The organism is Roseateles sp. (assembly GCF_039929605.1).
Lineage (GTDB): Bacteria > Pseudomonadota > Gammaproteobacteria > Burkholderiales > Burkholderiaceae_C > Pelomonas.
This window is the reverse complement of record NZ_JBDSQX010000154.1, coordinates 1-18,457: the sequence shown is the minus strand read 5'-3', so window position 1 is coordinate 18,457 and position 18,457 is coordinate 1. Positions and strand designations below refer to the sequence as shown.

The following is an 18,457-nucleotide window of genomic DNA, read 5'->3' as shown; positions in this document are numbered from 1 at the left end:
CGCGCGACTCGGTGCTCCCCCAGACGGTGACGTTCATGCCGAAGGCGCGGCCGTAGTTGGCCACGCGCTGGCCGATCTTGCCGTAGCCCCAGATGCCCAGCGTCTTGCCACGCAGCACCAGCCCGAGGCCGAAGTTGGCCGGCATCGATGCCGCCTTGAGCCCCGCCTGCTGCCAGGCGCCGTGCTTGAGGTTGCCGATGTACTGGGGCAGGCGACGCATCGACGCCATGATCAGCGCCCAGGTCAGCTCGGCCGGCGCCACCGGGTTGCCCGCGCCCTCGGCCACCGCGATGCCCAGCCGCGTGCAGGCCTCGACGTCGATGTGGCTGCCGACGCGGCCGGTCTGGGAGATCAGCTTGAGCTTGGGCAGCTTTTCGAGCAGTTGGCGCGGGAAGGCGGTGCGCTCGCGGATCAGCACCAGCACCTCGGCATCGCGAAGCCGCACGGACAGCTGGCCGATGCCCTTGACCGTGTTGGTGAACACCTTGGCGTTCAGCGGTTCCAGCTTCGCTGCGCAGCGCAGTTTGCGCACGGCGTCTTGGTAGTCATCGAGGATGATCACATTCATGGCTGGGGGATTGTGCCCGGTGCTTTGCAGGGCTATTGGCTGCGTGACTACCATCGCTTTCCCTCAAGGAGACTCACTCGATGACCACGATTTCCATGCACGCCGCCAGCGTGCCGCCTTTCGCCAAGCTGCTGGGCAACATGTTGAACTGGCTGGAGGCCGCCAAGACGCATGCCGAAGCGAAGAAGTTCTCGACCGATGTCTACCTGACGCTGCGCCTGGCGCCCGACATGCTGCCTTTGGCCCGGCAGATCCAGATCGCCAGCGACGCCGCCAAGGGCTGCGTGGCGCGCCTGGGCGAGCAGGAGAACCCCAAGTTCGAGGACAACGAGACGACGCTGGACGACTTGGCCGAGCGCATCCGCAAGACGCGTGACTTCGTGCTGTCGGTGCCGGCCGAAGCTTTCGAGGGCAGCGAGGGCCGCGAGATCGTCATCCCGCGACGCACCGGCGACCCGCACAAGTTCGACGGCTTGACCTATCTGAGACATTTCGCGCTGCCGAACTTCTATTTCCACGCCACCACGACCTACGCGCTGCTGCGCCATGCCGGCGTGCCGCTGGGCAAGAACGACTACCTGGGCGGCTGACGCGACTGCCGGGAGGGGCTCACCCCCCGGTTTGAACCCGCCAGTGTGGGAAATGCTGCGCAAACCGCAGCCTGTTCCCCGCACCTTCCGCGTGGGTACGGCTTGAAAATGATCGGACGATCCGCTTTGTGCCGCCCGTACGCCGTATGGACATGTCCACGCCCACCCCCGCCCAATCCCAAGCCATCGCTCAAGTCGAGCAATGGCTGGCATTGGCGCGCAGCGGCCAGATGGAGCTGCCGCAGCTCATGGACGTTGCGGCCAAGCTGCAGGCGGCCGGCGTGGCCACCGCTGCGGTGCTGCTGTACCAGAACTGGGTAGCGGCCACGCCGTCGCCGTTCCGCCACGTGGGCTGCTTCAACTGGGGCACCCTGCTGGGCGACATGGGCCGCCACGCCGAGGCTGAGGCTGCGTACCGCATGGCGCTGACACTGGCGCCCAACTTCGCGCAGGCCAAGTTGAACCTGGGTCACCAGGTGGAACACCAAGGCCGCTCGGAGGAGGCGCTGGAGCACTGGCGCGCCGTCTATGACGATGCCGCACCCGTGGGGCTGGGCACCGAACCGGTGGTGCTGCACCTGCACGCCCTGAACAACGCCGCGCGCCTGCTGGAGACGCTCAAGCGCTATGACGAGTCTGAAGCGCTGATGCGCCGCTCGCTGGCACTGGGCCCGCGCCAGAGCGACGTGGCTCAGCATTACGTGCACATCCGCCAGAAGCAGTGCGCCTGGCCGGTGTACGACACCTTCGGCGACGTCACGCACAACCACCTGCTGATGAGCACGTCGCTGCTGGGCATGCTCGACGAGAGCGACGACCCCGCGCTGCAGTTGCTCACCGCCCAGCGCTTCGTGTACGAGAAGGTGGCCAAGGTCACCACGCCGCCTTTGCACCAGGGGCACGAGCGCAGCGGCAAGATCAAGATCGGCTACCTGTCCGGCGACCTGTGCATGCACGCCGTGGGCTTGCTGACGGCTGAGCTGTACGAGCTGCACGACCGCGAGAAGTTCGAGGTTCACGCCTTCTGCTGGAGCCGCGAGGACGGCACGCCGCTGCGCGCCCGCATCAAGGCGTCGGTGGACAGCCTCACGCCCATCGGCGGCATAGGTGACCGGCAAGCCGCCGGCCTCATCGCCGCTGCCGGCATCGACGTGCTGGTGGATCTGCAAGGCCTCACCAGCGGCGCACGCCCCGGCATCCTGGCCCACCGGCCGGCACCCATCCAGGTCAGCTACCTGGGCCTGCCGGCCACGTCGGCACTGCCTGGCGTGGACTGGATCCTGGCCGATCGCTTCGTGATGCCGCCCGAGTCGCTGCCGTATCACACCGAGAAGCCCATCTACCTGCCGAACTCGTACCAGGTCAGCGACCGCCAGCGCACGGCCAACGCCGTGCCCACGCGGGCCCAGGCCGGTCTGCCGGAAGCAGGCTTCGTCTTCTGTGCGTTCAACAACAACCACAAGATGAGCGAGCAGGTCTGGCGCTGCTGGATGCGAATCCTGCGCCAGGTGCCGGGCAGCGTGCTGTGGCTGCTGGCGGACAACCCATTTGCGCAGGCCAATCTGACCCGTGTCGCCGTGCAGGAAGGCATCACGCCCGACCGCCTCGTGTTCGCGCCGCGCGCGCTGCCGGCCGACTATCTGGCGCGTTTTGCTCTGGCTGACCTGTTCCTGGACACCTTCCCGTACAACGCTGGCACCACGGCGAGCGACTGCCTATGGATGGGCACGCCCATCCTGACGCGTTCGGGCAAGACCTACATCTCGCGCATGGCCGGCAGCCTGCTGACGGCCGTGGGCCTGCCCGACCTGATCACGACGACGATCGATGAATACGAGCAGCGCGCGGTGCAGATCGGCAACCAGCCGGCCCGCTCGGCGTCCTACAAGCGTTATCTGGCCGAGCACGGCCGCAGCTCGCCGCTGTTTGACATCCCGGCCACGGTGCGCGATATAGAGCGTGAATTCGAGCGTCTGGCCCTCCCGGCCCGTGTGAAGTCCTGACCCAAGCCTGATGTCACGCCAGCGCGACCCCTTCTTCGACGGCCAGCCGCAGGCGCCGGGCTTGCGCCTGGCCGCCAACGGCGAGCCGCCGGCGCCGGCGGACCCGCTGGCCGACCTGGCCAGCCAGCCCGCAGGCGACCCGCTGCTTCAGGCGCTGGCCTGGCTGACGCGCCACCACGGCAAGCCGCGTTCGCCCGAGTCGCTGCGCGCTGGTGCACCGATTGAAGGGCCGCTGGCGCCAGATGGCGCCATCCGCGTCATGCGCGACGCCGGCTACAACGCTGGCCTGCTGCGCAAGTCCATCGACGACATCAACGACCTGCTGCTGCCGGCCGTGCTGCTGCTCAACGGCGGCGACGCCTGCGTGCTGGTGCGCCGGCTGGCCGATGGCGATGGCCGCTACGAGGTTGTGTTCCCCGGCCCCGAGGCCGCAGCCGTGCCGGCGACGACGGCGGAGCTGGAGCCCGAGTACAGCGGCTTCATGTTGGCGGTGTCGCCGCAGCAGCAGTCGCAGGCGCACACGCGCAACCCGGCGGACGGGCAGATCCTGCGCCCGCCCGGCGAGCACTGGTTGTGGGGCACGCTGAAGCGTTTCATCCCGTATTACCGCTCGGCGATGGTGGCGGCCCTGCTCAGCAACGTGCTGATGCTCGTGTCCGGCGTGGTTACCTCGGTGATCTACGACAAGGTCATCCCGCACCAGGCGCTTGTCACGCTGTGGGCGCTGGCCGTCGGCGCGGGCATTGCGCTGGTGTTCGACCTGTTCTCGCGCCAGTTGCGCGCCCACCTGATCGACCTGGCCGGCCGCAAGGCCGACATGATCATCGGCGCCAAGCTGTTCCGCCAGACCCTGGGCGTTCGCATGGAGCACAAGCCGGGTTCGGCGGGCTCCTATGCCCACCACCTGGCACAGATCGAAATCGTGCGCGAGTTCTTCGCGTCGGCCACGATGTCGGTGCTGACGGATCTGCCCTTCGTGGTGCTGTTCGTGGCGATGACTTTCTTCATCGGTGGGCCGCTGGGCTGGGTGCTGGTGGTCGCGATCCCGTTGATCCTGATCATGACGTACGCCATCCAGGGCTATCTGCGCCAGGCCATGCGTACCAACATGACGGAGATGGCCGACCTGCAAGGCACGCTGGTCGAGGCCATCGAGGGCTTGGAAGACCTGAAGACCTCGGGCGCGGAAGGCCGCTTCCTGCGCCGCTATGAAACCAGCACCGCCATCGCTGCCGAGTCGGCGATGCGGGCTCGCAACATGTCGAGCTGGAGCTCCAACATCTCGATGACGATGCAGCAGAGCATCAACCTCGTCATGCTGGTGTGGGGCGTTTACCTGATCCAGGAAGGTGCAATTACCTCAGGTGCGCTGATCGGCTCGGTCATGTTCGCCAGCCGCGCGCTGATGCCGCTGGGCAGCCTTGTCAGCCTGGCCACGCGCTACCAGGGCGCGCAGGCCGCCATGCTGTCGCTGGACCGCATGATGCAGGCGCCCACCGAACGCGACAGCAGCCGCAACTACGTGCCGCTGACCCAGTTCAGCGGCCGCCTGGGCCTGCACGACGTGGGCTTCAGCTACCCGATGGTGGGCGATGCCGCCGCGCCCAAGGTGCTGAAGAACGTGAACCTGAAGCTGGAGCCGGGCGAGCGCGTCGCCATCCTCGGCCGCATCGGCAGTGGCAAGTCGACCATCCTGCGCATGTTGGCTGGTCTGTACCTGCCCAGCGAGGGCATGGTGGATGTGGACGGCATCGACCTGCGCCAGCTCGACCCTGCCGAATTCCGCGCCCACGTGGGCTTCGTGTCGCAGGACCCGCGCCTGTTCCACGGCACGCTGCGCGACAACGTGTTGATGGGCCGCGCGCACATCGACGCCGCCCGCCTCGTCGAAGTGGCGCGGCTGACCGGCCTGGACCGCGTCATCGCCGGCCACCCGCAGGGCTGGGACCTGCCGGTGGGCGAAATGGGCGGGCTGCTGTCCGGCGGCCAGCGCCAGCTGGTGGCGCTGGCGCGCAGCCTGGTCACCAAGCCGCAGATCCTGTTGATGGACGAGCCCACCAGCTCGATGGACGCGCAGAGCGAGATGGCCTTCCTGCGCCAACTGCGCGACGCGGCCGGCAACTGCACACTGGTGGTCGTGACGCACCGGCCAGCGGTGCTGGAGCTGGTGTCGCGCGTCATCGTGGTCGACACCGGCCGCATGGTGCTCGACGGCCCGCGCGACCAGGTGCTGGCGGCGCTCTCCGGTGTGCGCGCGGCGACCCCGCCGGCGGCTGCCGCAGCCGCCGAGGGCGGCAACCTGCACATGCACCCGTCGGCCCAGCCCGTGCAGCGCTCCGCGTCGGTTTGAGATGAAGTTGCCTTGACATGGCCAGCAACGACAAGAGCGCGCTGAGCCGCAAGGAAAGCCTGTTCGTCACCGGGCTGGAAAGTGCCCAGCTCGACGAGCCACTGCCGCGCGCGACGTGGGTGCTCTACCTGCTGCTGGCCGCCGTCGCGACGGCCATCGCCTGGTCGTCGATCGCGCACGTGGACGAAGTCACCCGCAGTGACGGCCGGATCGTGCCCGATGGGCGCGAGCAGGTCATCGCCAGCCTGGACAGCGGCATCCTGCGCGAGCTGTACGTGCGCGAGGGCCAGGAGGTGCAGACCGGCCAGGAGCTGGCGCAGCTGGACCCGACCCGCGTCGAAGCCTCGCAGAACGAAGGCCAGGCCAAGCGCATTGCCCTGAAGGCGCAGGCCGCCCGCCTGACCGCCGAAGCGGGTGCGAGCAGCTTGAAATTCCCCGCTGAAGTGCTGGCCGTGCCCGCCCTCGTGGCGGCGGAGACCGAAGCGTTCGACGCGCGCCGCCGTCTGCTGGACGAAGCGGTCAGCGCCATCGGCCGCAGCGCGGGTTTGCTGGCCCGCGAGCAGCGCCTGGCGCAGGACATGTCGGCCAAGGGCTTGATGTCCGACGTCGAAGTGTTGCGGCTGAACCGCCAGGTGAACGAGCTTCAGCAGCAGCGCACCGAACGCGTCAGCCGCTTCCGCCAGGAGGCCAGCAGCGAACTCGTGCGCGTGCAAAACGAGCTGACCCAGCTCGACGAGCAGATGGTGGTGCGCCAGGACGCGATGCAGCGCACGGTGCTGAAGTCGCCGGTGCACGGCGTGGTGAAGAACATCCGAGTCAACACGGTGGGCGGCATCATCACGACGGGCGCGCCCATCATGGAAATCTCGCCCATCGGGCCGCGCGTGCTGGTCGAGGCACGCATCAAGCCCAAGGACATCGGCTTCATCCGCATCGGTCAGACGGCCGAGATCAAGCTGATCGGCTACGACTTCAACGTCTACGGCGGCCTGGAGGGCAAGATCGAGTACATCAGCCCCGACGCGATGGGCGAGAACGAGAAGAACAACGACAACACCTACTACCGCGCCGTTGTCTCGGCTGACCGCAACAACACGCAATTCAAGGGCAAGCCGCTGCCGGTGATTCCCGGCATGCAGGCGATGGTGGAGATCCGCACGGGCGACCGCTCGGTGCTGAGCTATCTGCTGCGGCCGATGATGAAGTCACGCGAAGCGCTGCGGGAACGATAAAGGCGGCCCGTCGCCCCGCTTATCCGGGCTTTGGCCGGGGAGGTCGGATGGTCTAGTGACGGGGCCATGCTGTACTTCTTCCGCCATCTCATCGCTCGCGGCCTCGCTGCCGCCCTCGTGCTCCAGAGCCCCGCCGCGCTGGCGCAGGCGCGCCCGCCAAAGCGTGCAGCGCCGCCCGCTGCCCAGGCTGAGGCGCCCGCGTCGCAAGGCCGTTGCAACGAGGACGATGCCGGCCTGTCACGCATGGGGCGCGACATGACGGCGCTGGACACCCACAGCGCTGACCCGCGCGCCGCGCTGCAGTCGTTGGTGGACGCCACGTTGTCGCGCAGCAAGGCGCTGGGCGCCGTGCGCCTGCTGGCGGATGCGGCACGCTCGGACATCGAAGACACGCATGCGCTGGGGCTGCCCAGCGCGTCGCTGAACATCGGCGTCAATGGCATCCATCAGTCCCTGGGCTCCGTGGGCGCCGGGCGCGCGCAGGTGGGCGCCACGCTCAATGCGACCATGTCGGTGTGGGACTTCGGCCGCATCGCCAAGTTGACCGACTGGCGCAAGGAACTGGCCGAAGTGGCCGCGCAAGGACAGCGCAGCGCCGAGGAACAGTTGTCGCTGAACGTGGTCACGACCGCGCTGGACCGCAGCCGCTACGTGCTGCAGGGCCAGGTCTACGCGCAGTACGTGCGCAAGATGGCCTGTCTGGTCGACGCGCTGGAAGTCATCACCCAGGCCGACCGCGGCCGCGCCAGCGAACTCGTGCAGGCGCAGAAAAGCCTGCAGCAGGCCGACCTGTCGCTGGAGCAGACCATGTCCGCGCTGCGCCAGACGGAGGTGCGGATGACGCGCCTGGTGGGCGAGCCGCTGCCACCCGCCATCGGCATGTCGGCCACGCTGGCGGTGCTGCCGGACCTGGAGCAGATGAAGAGCGACATCCTGCTGGGGGCCGACGTGGCCCAGGCCGAGGCGCAGGCGCGGTCGCAGCGCAACTTCGCCGAGTCCGTCATCGCCGGCCAGAAGCCCACCGTCAACTTGACCGGCAGCGCGAGCGCGCTGTACCGCACCGGCGCGCTGCCGGGCGAGTCGCGCTCCACCGACCTGGGTGCCGGCGTCTCGGTCACCATCCCCATCCTGCAGCCGGGCGCGCGAGCGCAGGCCAACGCGGCCGTGCAGCGCTACCGCGCCACCGTGCTGCAACGCGATGAAGCCATCGAGGCCAAGCGCTACCGCTTGCTGGAGATGTACGAAATGGGCTCGTCCGCGCTGGACCGCGCCCGCCGCATCGTCGACATCCTGCGCAACAGCGACCGCGTGCGCGCCTCCACGCTGCAGCAGTGGCAGCAACTCGGCCGCCGCTCGCTGTTCGACGTGATGGGGGCCGAGAGCGACTACTACTCGATGCGGATTGCGCACGTGAACGCCTTGTTCGACGCCCAGCAGATCAACGCCATGATGTGGTCCATGGGCCGCGGCGTGACCACGCCGTTGCGCTGACCCGCCGCCCCACCGACCCGCCCACGCCAGGGTCGCGATTTGGGCGGTTTCCCGCCCGGTGCTCGCTGTTACGTGGTCACTTTTTTGAGGTCTACTGCGGGCCTGTACTCCTCCAGAGAAGGACACGCATGCTCCCGACAGCCCCGGCGCCGATTGCCAAGCTCCTGACCCTGATGGAGAGCTCGGCCCGTTTCGCGCGGGAGAGCGTTCGTCGGGCCGCAGCCGAATTCGGGCCGGCCTGGGAGGCCGACTTTTCGGCCATGCTGCTGAACTTCTACGGCAGCGACGCCGCACTGCAGGATGCAGTCAAGGGCTATGCCGCCTTCGTCATGGACTCGATGCGCCGCCAGAAGCGCTTCGAGCAGGAGCTGAGCTACCCGGCCAAGACGTACGCCGAGGCGGCCGCCGAGGTGTACTACAACGACGACTACATGCGTCGCCAGTACCTGCCGGGCCTGCTGCTGTCGCACTACCTGTGGACGCACCACTACCAGCAGATCGAGTACTTCAAGGGCTTCTTCCTGCCGTGGCTGCAGCGCCAGGGCGTCGAGACCTTCGCCGAGGTCGGCGTGGGCACCGGCATCTACTCGCGGCTGGCCTTGCAGGCGCTGCCGGCGCTGCGCGGCACTGGGCTGGACATCAGCCCGCTGTCGCTCGAATTCACCGGCGCCCACGTTGGCAGCTTCGGCTTCGGGCCGCGCTACGCGCTGCGCCGGCAGGACATCCTCGAGGGCGACAGCCCGGAGCAATACCGCGCCGTCATCTGCGTGGAAGTGCTGGAGCATCTGGAGGACCCGGTCGCCTTCCTCGTGGGCCTGAAGAAGCTCACCGCGCCGGGTGGGCGCCTGTTCGTCACGGCGGCGCTGAACGCCGCGCACGCCGATCACATCTACCTCTACCGCAAGCCCGAAGAGGTGGTGGCCCAGGTCGAGGCCGCGGGCCTGCATCTGGAGCACAGCTTCTTCGCCAACGCCTATGCACCCGCCAAGCCCGGCCTGCCCGTGCCGGGCGCGCTGGCGATGGTGCTGACGCCGAAGGCATGACATGCCTGCGCTGACCCTGGCCGGCGAGTTCGTCGATCTGGTGCCGCTCACGCCGGCGCATGCCGAACTCACCTTTGGCTGGCGCCAGAGCCAGCGCGCGGCCAATCTCAACCGCGGTGCTGCGAGCGTCGAACAGCAAGCCGCCTGGATCGCCAAGCGCCCGGAGGCCGAGTTCAACTTCGTCATCCGCCTCAAGGACGGGCGTGAGGTCGGCATGGTGTCCGTCACCGGCGTCGACACCGAGCACGGCCATTGCGAGCCGGGGCGTTTCCTGATCGGTGACGAGGCGGCGGTGCGTGGCGTACCGGCCGCCGTGGAAGCCATGAAGCTGGTCTACGAACTGGTGTTCGACCGGTTGGGCCTGCAGCGCATCTTCGGTACCGTGGCGTCCGACAACACGCTGATGATCAAGTGGCAGAAATTCCTCGGCATGAAGGAGGAAGGCCGCATGCGCCGCCATTACTTCATCAATGGCCATTTCCAGGATGCTGTCTGGCTCGGCATGCTGGCTGACGAGTACCGCAACGTGGCCTTGCCGCGCATGAATTCGCTGATTGCCGCCGGCCGCCGCGCTGCGGCGCAGACATCCAAGGACTGATGATGAGCATTTCCCAAGAAACCGCCGTGCTGGACGCGATCTACCAGGCGCTGCGCACGCTCAACGAGGAGCGCGGCCCCGGCGAGCAGATCGCCGTCGGTCCGAGCACCTGCCTGTTCGGCGAGGGGTCGGCGCTCGATTCGCTGTCCCTCGTCTCCGTCATCGTCGACCTAGAGACGGCCGTGTCCGACCAGTTCGGCAAGCCCATCAGCCTGACCGACGACAAGGCCATGAGCCGCGACCCGGTGCCGTTCACCGACGTGATCGCGTTGAAGACCTACATCCTGGAGCTGCTGGCCTGATGCGCTACGCCGGCAAGATCGTCCTCGTGACCGGTGCGCGGCGCGGCGTCGGACGGTTGCTGGCCGGGCATTTCCTGCGCGAAGGTGCGCAGGTCATCGGTTTCAGCAGGCATGCCGACGACGGTCTCGCCCACGAAAGCTACACCGACATCGAGGTGGATGTCGGCGATGCCGACGCGGTCGCGCGCGGTTTCGAGCAGGTGCGCAAGACGGTGGGCCGCGTCGACATCGTCATCAACAACGCGGCGGTGTTGACCTCGCAGTACTCGATGATCATGCCGCCGGCTGCGGCCCGCAGCATGTTCGAGACCAACCTGTTCGGCACCTTCATGGTGTCGCGCGAGGCAGCCAAGCTGATGCGCAAGGGCAAGTGGGGCCGCATCATCAACATCGGCTCCATGGCCGCCAGTCTGGAGCCCATCGGCGACTCGGTCTATGCGGCCACCAAGGCGGCCGTGGCGACGCTGGCCAACGTGATGGCCAAGGAATTCGCGCCGCTGAACATCACTTGCAACACGCTGGGCATCACGGCCATCGAGACCGACATGCTGGGGCAGTTGCCACGTGACAAGGTCGATGCCGTGATCGCCGGCCTGCCCATGCCGCGCTATGCGAGGGCGGACGACATCTTCAACGTGGTGGACTTCTTCGCCAGCGAGCGCAGCAGCTACGTCACGGCGCAGACGGTCTTCCTGGGCGGAGTGAACTGACGTGACGACACCGGCGGTGGAGAGCCTGCTCGGTGGCGCGCTGCGGCGCATTACCAACCACGAGCTGCACTCGAACACCTACCTGCTGGCTGACCCGCAGCAGCCCGGCGCCTGTGTCGTCGTCGACCCCGGCCTGGACCGCGAGCGCGTGGAGGCAGCCATCGCGGACAGCGGCTGGACGCCGGTTGCCGTGCTGTGCACGCATGGCCACTTCGACCATGTCGGCGGCACCGCCTGGCTGCAGGAGCGCTTCGGCACCTCCGTCTACCTGCGTGCACAGGACCTGAAGACCGCCAAGCTGTCCAACTTCCTGATGGCCGCCTTCAAGATCAAGGCGCGCATCGCGCTGCCCGAGTTCACGCTGCTGCCCGACGACGGTGCCAGCGTGGGCGTGGGTGGCCGTCACTTCACGTTCCATGCCTTGCCGGGCCACACGCCGGGCGGCGCGGGCATCCTGGTCGACGGCCTGCTGTTCTCCGGCGACTCGCTGTACGCGCGCCGCACGGCGCTGTCCAAGCTGCCCGGCGAAGACCACGACCAGCTGCGCGCCTCGCTGAAAGCGCTGTTCGCCTGGATCCCGGGTGACACGCTGGTGTTGCCGGGCCACGGCGGCACCGCCACCATCGATCAGATCCACGCCGGCAATGAAGAGCTGCGCGCCTTCATGGCCGCTGCGGTTTCGGCCTAACTCCTCATGACCGTGCTCAACCCCCATCTGCCCGCAGTCTCCATCGTCGGCGTCGGCCACCATTTGCCGGCCCAGTTCGAGGACAACGAGAGCCTGTGCCGCAACCTCGACGTGACGCCCGAGTGGATCGTCGAGAAGACCGGCATCGAGCGCCGCTACATCGCCGCGCCCGACGACACCGCCTGGGGCTACTCCGTGGCCGCCGCGCGCCAGGCGTTGGAGATGGCCGGCATCACGCCAGACCAGCTCGGGCTCATCATCTGCTGCACCTTCTCGGGTGACTACCAGTTCCCGCCGCTGTCCGCCAAGGTTGCGCAACAGATCGGCGCCAAAAGCGCGCAGATCTACGACCTGCAGGCCAACTGCTCGGGCTTCGTCGCCGGCCTCACCGCCGCGTCGGACCGCATGCGCGTTGACACATCGGTCGGCTACGCGCTGGTCATCGGCGTCGAGTTCTGCAGCCGCTACATCGACCGCAGCGACGCCAACACCGCCATCTATCTCAGCGACGGCGCCGGTGCCGCGGTGCTCGGCCCGGCCGACGCAGGGCAGGGCATCCAGGCCTCGGCTTTCCACACCGACCCGTCCAACTACGAAGCCGTGCGCCTGCGTGGCGGCGGCGCCGCTCACGCCAACAACGGCCGGGCATTCGACGCCGCCGTCGACCTGATGGAGATGAACGGCATTGCGACCTGGAAGCAGGCCATCACCCACCTGCCGCCGACGGTGCGCCGCGCCTGCGAGAAGGCCGGCGTGGACGTGAAGGCGCTGGACTTCATGGTCTTCCACCAGGCCAACCTGCGCTTGATCGAGTACCTCGTGCGCAAGATGGGGTTGGGCATGGACAAGACCTACACCAACGTGGCGACGGTCGGCAACAGCGGTTCGGCCTCGCTGGCCATCGCCCTCAGCGAGGCGGTGCGTGGCGGGCTGATCAAGCAGGGCGACCTCGTCGCGCTGGCCGGTGTCGGCGCCGGCTTCAACTTTGCGGCCAGCGTCTGGCGCTGGACCTTGGGAGCTGCACGATGAGCGTGTTTGCCGATTTCGACGCCGTCCACGAAGGCCACAGTGAGTCGCTGACCAAGACCATCACCGAAGCCGACATCCGCCGCTTCGTCGAACTGACGGGCGACGACAACCCGCTGCACGTCGATGCCGACTACGCGGCCGAGACGTCGTTCAAGGAGATCGTCGTCCACGGCATGCTGGGCGCGTCCTTCATCTCGACGGTGATCGGCACCAAGCTGCCCGGCCCTGGCGCGCTGTGGGTGTCGCAGGCGATGGACTTCAACCTGCCGGTGCGCCTGGGCGACACGCTGACGGTGACGTGCACGGTGCTGAAGAAGCACGCGCGCGACCGCCTGCTGGAGCTGGACACCCGCATCACCAACCAGCACGGCCAGGTCGTGCTGTCGGGCGGCGGCAAGGTCAAGTTGCTGGAGCCGCCCAAGCCCAAGGCCGAGGCGCTGCAGGCCGCATTGAAGGTGGCCATCGTCACCGGCGGCGCCGGCGGCATCGGCCGCGTGATCTGCGAGAAGCTGGCCGCCGACGGCCATGCCGTCGTCGTCAACTATCACGTCAGCGCCGACAAGGCGCAGGCGCTGGTGGCGCGCATCAAGCAAGCCGGTGGCCGCGCGGTGGCCGTGCAGGCCGACGTGTCTGACGAGGCGGGTGCGGCACGCCTGGTGCACGAGGCTGTGCAGCGCTTCGGCGGCGTGACGGTGCTCGTGAATGCCGCGTCGCCGCGCATCGTGGCGCGCAGCGTTGACGACCTCGCCTGGGCCGACGTGCAGCAGCAGCTCGACGTGCAGCTCAAGAGTGCACTGCTGATGATCCAGGCCTGCAAGCCGGCCATGGTGGCGGCCGGCGGTGGACGCGTGATCTCCATCGGTTCCCAGTCCTGGGACGGCGCGCCGGTGGCGGGCTGGACGGCCTACGCGCTGGCCAAAGGCGCGCTGTCGACGCTGACGCGCTACCTGGCCGCAGAGCTGGGTCCGCAGGGCATCACGGTCAATCTCGTGTCGCCGGGCATGACGAACACCGCCTTCATCTCCAACGTGTCCGAGAAGCAGCAGTTGATGGCCGCGCGCCAGACGCCGCTGCGCCGCCTGGCCGAGCCCGAGGACACGGCCGGCGCGGTCGCCTTCCTGGCCTCCCCGCAAGCGGCCTACATCACCGGCCAGAACCTGCGGGTCAACGGCGGGGGCTCGATGGCATGGTGATGAGCGACGCCGACGCGCTGGCGACGCTGGGCCGCGCGGACGCGGCGATGGTGGAGGTGCTGCAGGCGCTGAAGGTGCTCGACGCCAGCGAGGCGACGCTGCGCATGTTGAAGGTCGGCATCGCCGCCAATATCACCGTCGACCTGCTGGGCACCTACTTGCGCCGCCACGCCTACGCGGCCGGCGTGCGGCTGCAGGTCGCCAAGGGCAACTACGACGACCTCGTGGGCGATGCGCAGGCCCATGCGGCTGCGGGCGTGGACCTGCTGTTGATCCTGCCGTTCTTCGACAACCTGCAGCCGGGCTGGGAAACGCAGCTCGAAACGCTGGACGCCGAGACACGCGCTGCGGCGCAGGCCGACTACCTGAACCGCCTCGAACTCGCCCTGCAGGCCGCGCAAGCGGTGCCACAGGTGCTGCTGTTCGCGGGCCACCTGTTGAATCCGGCTGTCGGCGCGCACAGCGCGCAGCAGCAGGCGCTGGACGCCTTCAACGCGGGCCTGGCCGACGTGGCTGCGCGCCACCCGCAGGCCAAGCTCATCGAGACCGCCGGCCTGCTGGCCCGATTCGGCGCGCGCCACGCATTCGACGCGCGCTTCTACTTCCGCGGCAAGGCGCCCTACACGGCCGGCTTCGTGGACCAGCTCGCGCTGGCCGCTGCGGCCGCCACGCGCCGCTTCGGCACGCAGTTCCACAAGGTGCTGGCGCTGGACTGTGACAACAGCCTGTGGGGCGGCATCGTCGGCGAGGACGGCCTGGACGGCATCAAGCTCGACCGCTACAGCTTCCCCGGAAACATCTTCTGGACGGTGCAGCAGCAGTTCAAGGCGCTCGAAGCGCAAGGCGTGCTGCTGTGCCTGACCAGCAAGAACAACGCGGCCGACGTGGATGAAGTGCTGAGCCACCACCCGCACATGGTGCTTCGCGACGCGCAGCTGGTGGCCAAGAAGGTGAACTGGGACGACAAGCCCGCCAACCTGCGCGAGCTCGCGTCCGAGCTGAACCTGGGGCTGGACAGTTTCGTCTTCATCGACGACTCCGCCTTCGAGATCGAGGCCGTGCGCGAGCAACTGCCGCAGGTGCGCGTGTTCCAGGTGCCCAAGGCGCTGCAGGACTACCCGGCGCTGGTGCGCGACGAGATCGTGCCGCTGTTCACGGCCGGAGGCGTCAGCGCCGAGAGCCGCGGCAAGACGCAGCAGTACCGGGCGCTCGCGCAGGCCGCTGAATCACGTGCGGGCTTCGCGAACCAGGCCGACTACCTGCGCTCGCTGGGCCTTGTCGTCAGCCTGCAGCGCAATGCGCAAGCGCAGTTGCCGCGCATCGCCGAGCTGATGGCCAAGTCCAACCAGTTCAACCTGACGACCGAGCGGCTGCAGCCCGGCGACCTGGCGGCGCTGATGGCGCGGCCGGACGCCACGGTCTACTCGTTCTCCGTCGCAGACCGCCTGGCCGAGCATGGATTGACGGGCGTGCTGATCACCGAAGACGACGCCCAGGACGGCGACGCCGTGCGCGTCCACTCCTTCCTGATGAGCTGCCGCGTCATCGGCCGCGGCATCGAATTGGCGGTCTGGCGGGCCGTGGTGGCCGATGCGCTGGCGCGCGGAAAGCGGCGGCTGACGGCGGCTTATCGCCCGACTGCCAAGAATGCGCAGGTGGCAGACTTCTACGATCGATTGGGCCTGAGCCTGTCCGCCAGGGCAGCCGACGGCACCGGTTCTTATTCGGCCGAGCTGGCCACCGTCCAGCTCGCCGACAGTGCATGGGTGGAGTTGCGCGATGCTTGATCAGGGTTTGGTGAAACAGGTGATGGCCTCGGTGCTCGAGGTCGATGAATCCGTCATCGGCGACGATGCCAGCATGGACAACGTCCAGGGCTGGGACTCGCTCAAGCAGATGAACCTCGTGCTCGCGCTGGAGGAGACCTTCGGCGTGACGATCCCCGACGAGGACGCCGGCAACGCGACATCGTTCAAGCTGATCTGCCTGGTTCTCGAAGAGCAACAGGCCTGAGCATGCAGTGGCTGCTTGACCGCTTCGCAGCCGCCGATCCGGCGCTGAAAGCCTTCGTCCACAAGGGGCGGGTTTCAACGTACGGCGAGGTGTCGATGCGCATCGGCGAGTTCTCGGCGGCGTTGAAGCAGCGCGGCGTCGCGCCGGGCAACACGGTCGTCGTGCTGGCCGACTACGCGCCCGACGTCTTCTGCATGATCCTCGCGCTGGCCTCGCTGAAGGCGCTGGTGGTGCCGATGACGCGCGGCTCGGTGATCGAGGAGGGCGAGGCGCTGTCGATTTCCGGCTGCGACCACGCCATCGACTTCGCGCCCGATGGCCTGAGCTGGACGCTCAAGGCTCACGCGGTGCCCGTCGCCAACCCCATGCTCGACGAATTCCGCGCCAGCGGCCAGGCGGGGTTGATCCTGTTCTCGTCAGGCTCCACCGGCAAGCCCAAGGGCATGCTGCACGACTTCGAGCGGGTGACGGACAAGTTCCGCACCGCGCGCACGCCCGTCGTGGCCATCCCGTTCCTGATGCTCGATCACTTCGGTGGCATCAACACGATTCTGGCGATCACGGCCAGCCTTGGCACGGTCGTGACGGCCGAGAACCGCGCGATCGCCACCATCTGCGAGGCGATCCAGAACTGCAGGGTCGAACTGCTGCCCACCACGCCGTCGTTCCTGACGCTGCTGGCCGCGACCGACCTTGCGCAGCGCTACGACCTGTCGTCGCTGAAGCGCATCACCTACGGCACCGAGACGATGCCGCAGGCCACGCTGGACCGCATCCGCACGCGCTTCCCCGGCGTGGAACTGCAGCAAACCTACGGCCTGTCGGAAGTCGGCGTGCTGCGCTCGCAGTCGCGGCCCGATGGCTCGCTGTGGGTGCGCATCGGCGGTTCGGGCTTCGAGACCCAGGTGCGCGACGGCATCCTGTGGATTCGCTCCGACTACCGCATGGTGGGCTATCTGAACGCACCCTCGGGCTTCGACGCGGAGGGCTGGTTCAACACGCAGGACCGCGTCGAGGTCGATGGCGAGTACTTCCGCATCCTGGGCCGCGTGACGGACCTGATCAACGTGGGCGGCCAGAAGGTCTACCCGGCGGAGGTGGAAGACGTGATCCTGGCGCAACCCAACATCGCCGATGTGGTGGTGGTGGGTGAGAAGCACGCGCTGCTGGGCCAGATCGTCGTGGCCAAGGTGGCCTTGCACGAACCCGAAGCGCTGGCCGACCTGCGGCTGCGCATCCGCAAGGCCTGCCTGGCCAAGTTGACGGCATACAAAGTGCCGGCCAAGGTCGAGATGCTGGACCAGGAGATCTACTCGGCTCGTTTCAAGAAGATGCGGCGTTGAACCGGCGTTAATCCGGTGCGGGCAGGGGTGCGGCTCGGCCCACAATTGGCGGCATCTAGAGGATGCCCCCCATGTCCATCGACCGCTGCAAGATCCTTGACCTGCCCAAGATCCATGACCCGCGCGGGAATCTGACCTTCATCGAAGGCGGTGTCCACGTTCCGTTCGACATCCAGCGGGTCTACTACCTGTACGACGTGCCCGGCGGCTCCGAGCGCGGCGGCCACGCACACAAGGAACTGCACCAATACATCGTCGCGATGTCGGGCAGCTTCGACGTCGTGCTCGACGACGGCAAGGACAAGAAGCGCGTCCACCTGAACCGCTCGTACAACGGGCTCTACGTCTGCCCGATGATCTGGCGGGAGCTCGACAACTTCTCGTCGGGCGCCGTCTGCATGGTGTTGGCGTCCAACCGTTACAGCGAGGACGACTACTACCGCGACTACGCCGAATTCATGCGCGCGAGGTGGATCAAGTGAGCGTGCCGGCGACGACGATCCCGTTCCTCGACCTCAAGCGCCTCAACGCGGTCCATGACGAGGCGATCCGCGCCGGCATCGCGCGCGTCATCGACTCGGGCTGGTACATCCTGGGCGAGGAAGTCGCCGCTTTCGAGCGCGAGTTCGCGGCCTACTGCGGCACCAGGCACTGCATCGGCGTGGCCGACGGCCTGGCCGCGCTGCACCTCATCCTGCGCGCCTACGGCATCGGCGAGGGCGACGAGGTCATCGTGCCGTCCAACACCTTCATCGCCACCTGGCTGGCCGTCAGCCAGGCCGGTGCGACACCGGTGCCGGTCGAGCCCGACCCGCGCACGCACAACATCGACCCCGCGCGCATCGAAGCTGCGATCACGCCGCGCACGAAAGCCATCATGCCGGTGCACCTGTACGGCCAGCCGGCCGACATGGCGCCGCTGCTGGACATCGCGCGCCGGCGCGGCCTCAAGGTCATCGAAGACGCCGCGCAGGCGCACGGGGCGCGCTACCAAGGCCGCCGCGCCGGCAGCCTCGGCGATGCCGCCGGCTTCAGCTTCTACCCCGGCAAGAACCTCGGTGCGCTGGGCGACGGCGGGGCCATCACGACCGACGACGACGCGCTGGCCGCCAAGCTGCGCATGCTGCGCAACTACGGCTCCACCCTCAAGTACAAGCACGAACTGGCCGGTGTGAACTCGCGGCTGGACGAGATGCAGGCTGCGGTGTTGCGCGCCAAGCTGCCGTCGCTGGACGCCGACAACGACGCGCGCCGCCGCCTCGCCGCTGCCTATCTCGATGCGCTGCAAGGGCTGCCGCTGCAAC

At 67.9% G+C, this 18,457-nt stretch carries 18 protein-coding genes; 17 read left to right on the top strand and 1 reads right to left on the bottom strand.

Annotation, left to right across the window (positions count from 1 at the left end; translation table 11 throughout):
- Positions 1–568: NAD(P)-dependent oxidoreductase (locus ABIS05_RS21165; RefSeq protein WP_348013515.1), on the bottom strand; the 568-nt coding region annotated here is incomplete at its 3' end.
- Positions 569–648: 80 nt separating this feature from the next.
- On the opposite strand from ABIS05_RS21165, the gene ABIS05_RS21160 reads away from it, so the two are divergent.
- From ABIS05_RS21160 to ABIS05_RS21080, 17 genes are all read left to right on the top strand, one after another.
- The gene (locus tag ABIS05_RS21160) at positions 649–1,158 is read left to right on the top strand and encodes a DUF1993 domain-containing protein (protein WP_348013514.1); all 510 of its coding nucleotides are present in this window, start codon (positions 649–651) and stop codon (positions 1,156–1,158) included.
- Between the two features lie 152 nt (positions 1,159–1,310).
- Positions 1,311–3,161 carry a tetratricopeptide repeat protein gene (locus tag ABIS05_RS21155; protein WP_348013513.1) on the top strand — a complete coding sequence of 617 codons (1,851 nt, stop codon included), beginning with the start codon at positions 1,311–1,313 and terminating at the stop codon, positions 3,159–3,161.
- Between the two features lie 10 nt (positions 3,162–3,171).
- Complete coding sequence (locus tag ABIS05_RS21150) at positions 3,172–5,511, top strand: type I secretion system permease/ATPase (RefSeq protein WP_348013512.1); 2,340 nt, start codon at positions 3,172–3,174, stop codon at positions 5,509–5,511.
- Between the two features lie 17 nt (positions 5,512–5,528).
- Complete coding sequence (locus tag ABIS05_RS21145; protein WP_348013511.1) at positions 5,529–6,743, top strand: HlyD family type I secretion periplasmic adaptor subunit; 1,215 nt, start codon at positions 5,529–5,531, stop codon at positions 6,741–6,743.
- 66 nt (positions 6,744–6,809) lie between these two features.
- A complete protein-coding gene (locus tag ABIS05_RS21140) occupies positions 6,810–8,234 on the top strand; it encodes a TolC family protein (RefSeq protein WP_348013510.1) in 1,425 nt (474 codons plus the stop codon).
- A gap of 128 nt (positions 8,235–8,362) precedes the next feature.
- Positions 8,363–9,277, top strand: coding sequence for a class I SAM-dependent methyltransferase (locus ABIS05_RS21135; protein ID WP_348013508.1), 915 nt, complete (start codon positions 8,363–8,365; stop codon positions 9,275–9,277).
- Between the two features lies 1 nt (position 9,278).
- Positions 9,279–9,875 carry a GNAT family N-acetyltransferase gene (locus ABIS05_RS21130; protein ID WP_348013507.1) on the top strand — a complete coding sequence of 199 codons (597 nt, stop codon included), beginning with the start codon at positions 9,279–9,281 and terminating at the stop codon, positions 9,873–9,875.
- Between the two features lie 2 nt (positions 9,876–9,877).
- Entirely contained in the window at positions 9,878–10,177 is a 300-nt protein-coding gene (locus tag ABIS05_RS21125; protein ID WP_348013506.1) for a hypothetical protein, read from the top strand.
- Positions 10,177–10,887 (top strand): SDR family oxidoreductase, encoded by a 711-nt coding sequence (locus ABIS05_RS21120; RefSeq protein ID WP_348013505.1) that lies wholly within the window; start codon positions 10,177–10,179, stop codon positions 10,885–10,887. The genes ABIS05_RS21125 and ABIS05_RS21120 overlap by 1 nt, the downstream gene beginning before the upstream one ends.
- Before the next feature lies 1 nt (position 10,888).
- The gene (locus ABIS05_RS21115; protein ID WP_348013504.1) at positions 10,889–11,575 is read left to right on the top strand and encodes an MBL fold metallo-hydrolase; all 687 of its coding nucleotides are present in this window, start codon (positions 10,889–10,891) and stop codon (positions 11,573–11,575) included.
- A 12-nt stretch (positions 11,576–11,587) separates the two neighbouring features.
- A complete protein-coding gene (locus ABIS05_RS21110) occupies positions 11,588–12,604 on the top strand; it encodes a ketoacyl-ACP synthase III (RefSeq protein ID WP_348013503.1) in 1,017 nt (338 codons plus the stop codon).
- A complete protein-coding gene (locus ABIS05_RS21105; RefSeq protein WP_348013502.1) occupies positions 12,601–13,797 on the top strand; it encodes an SDR family oxidoreductase in 1,197 nt (398 codons plus the stop codon). Before ABIS05_RS21110 ends, ABIS05_RS21105 begins: the two co-directional genes overlap by 4 nt.
- Positions 13,797–15,584, top strand: coding sequence for an HAD-IIIC family phosphatase (locus ABIS05_RS21100; RefSeq protein WP_348013501.1), 1,788 nt, complete (start codon positions 13,797–13,799; stop codon positions 15,582–15,584). The genes ABIS05_RS21105 and ABIS05_RS21100 overlap by 1 nt, the downstream gene beginning before the upstream one ends.
- Positions 15,577–15,810 carry an acyl carrier protein gene (locus ABIS05_RS21095; protein ID WP_348013500.1) on the top strand — a complete coding sequence of 78 codons (234 nt, stop codon included), beginning with the start codon at positions 15,577–15,579 and terminating at the stop codon, positions 15,808–15,810. The genes ABIS05_RS21100 and ABIS05_RS21095 overlap by 8 nt, the downstream gene beginning before the upstream one ends.
- A 2-nt stretch (positions 15,811–15,812) precedes the next feature.
- Positions 15,813–17,153: a long-chain fatty acid--CoA ligase gene (locus tag ABIS05_RS21090; RefSeq protein WP_348013499.1), complete on the top strand. Its 1,341-nt coding sequence runs from the start codon at positions 15,813–15,815 to the stop codon at positions 17,151–17,153.
- 71 nt (positions 17,154–17,224) lie between these two features.
- Positions 17,225–17,635 carry an FdtA/QdtA family cupin domain-containing protein gene (locus ABIS05_RS21085; protein ID WP_348013498.1) on the top strand — a complete coding sequence of 137 codons (411 nt, stop codon included), beginning with the start codon at positions 17,225–17,227 and terminating at the stop codon, positions 17,633–17,635.
- Positions 17,623–18,457: DegT/DnrJ/EryC1/StrS family aminotransferase (locus ABIS05_RS21080; protein ID WP_348013497.1), on the top strand; the 835-nt coding region annotated here is incomplete at its 3' end. The genes ABIS05_RS21085 and ABIS05_RS21080, both read left to right, overlap by 13 nt.

What these genes read in the sequence shown, in the direction of transcription:
- ABIS05_RS21160 (WP_348013514.1), top strand. Translation starts at nt 649, where the DNA reads ATGACCACGATTTCCATGCACGCCGCCAGCGTGCCGCCTTTCGCCAAG.
- ABIS05_RS21155 (WP_348013513.1), top strand. Translation starts at nt 1,311, where the DNA reads ATGTCCACGCCCACCCCCGCCCAATCCCAAGCCATCGCTCAAGTCGAG.
- ABIS05_RS21150 (WP_348013512.1), top strand. Translation starts at nt 3,172, where the DNA reads ATGTCACGCCAGCGCGACCCCTTCTTCGACGGCCAGCCGCAGGCGCCG.
- ABIS05_RS21145 (WP_348013511.1), top strand. Translation starts at nt 5,529, where the DNA reads ATGGCCAGCAACGACAAGAGCGCGCTGAGCCGCAAGGAAAGCCTGTTC.
- ABIS05_RS21140 (WP_348013510.1), top strand. Translation starts at nt 6,810, where the DNA reads ATGCTGTACTTCTTCCGCCATCTCATCGCTCGCGGCCTCGCTGCCGCC.
- ABIS05_RS21135 (WP_348013508.1), top strand. Translation starts at nt 8,363, where the DNA reads ATGCTCCCGACAGCCCCGGCGCCGATTGCCAAGCTCCTGACCCTGATG.
- ABIS05_RS21130 (WP_348013507.1), top strand. Translation starts at nt 9,279, where the DNA reads ATGCCTGCGCTGACCCTGGCCGGCGAGTTCGTCGATCTGGTGCCGCTC.
- ABIS05_RS21125 (WP_348013506.1), top strand. Translation starts at nt 9,878, where the DNA reads ATGAGCATTTCCCAAGAAACCGCCGTGCTGGACGCGATCTACCAGGCG.
- ABIS05_RS21120 (WP_348013505.1), top strand. Translation starts at nt 10,177, where the DNA reads ATGCGCTACGCCGGCAAGATCGTCCTCGTGACCGGTGCGCGGCGCGGC.
- ABIS05_RS21105 (WP_348013502.1), top strand. Translation starts at nt 12,601, where the DNA reads ATGAGCGTGTTTGCCGATTTCGACGCCGTCCACGAAGGCCACAGTGAG.
- ABIS05_RS21100 (WP_348013501.1), top strand. Translation starts at nt 13,797, where the DNA reads ATGAGCGACGCCGACGCGCTGGCGACGCTGGGCCGCGCGGACGCGGCG.
- ABIS05_RS21095 (WP_348013500.1), top strand. Translation starts at nt 15,577, where the DNA reads ATGCTTGATCAGGGTTTGGTGAAACAGGTGATGGCCTCGGTGCTCGAG.
- ABIS05_RS21090 (WP_348013499.1), top strand. Translation starts at nt 15,813, where the DNA reads ATGCAGTGGCTGCTTGACCGCTTCGCAGCCGCCGATCCGGCGCTGAAA.
- ABIS05_RS21085 (WP_348013498.1), top strand. Translation starts at nt 17,225, where the DNA reads ATGTCCATCGACCGCTGCAAGATCCTTGACCTGCCCAAGATCCATGAC.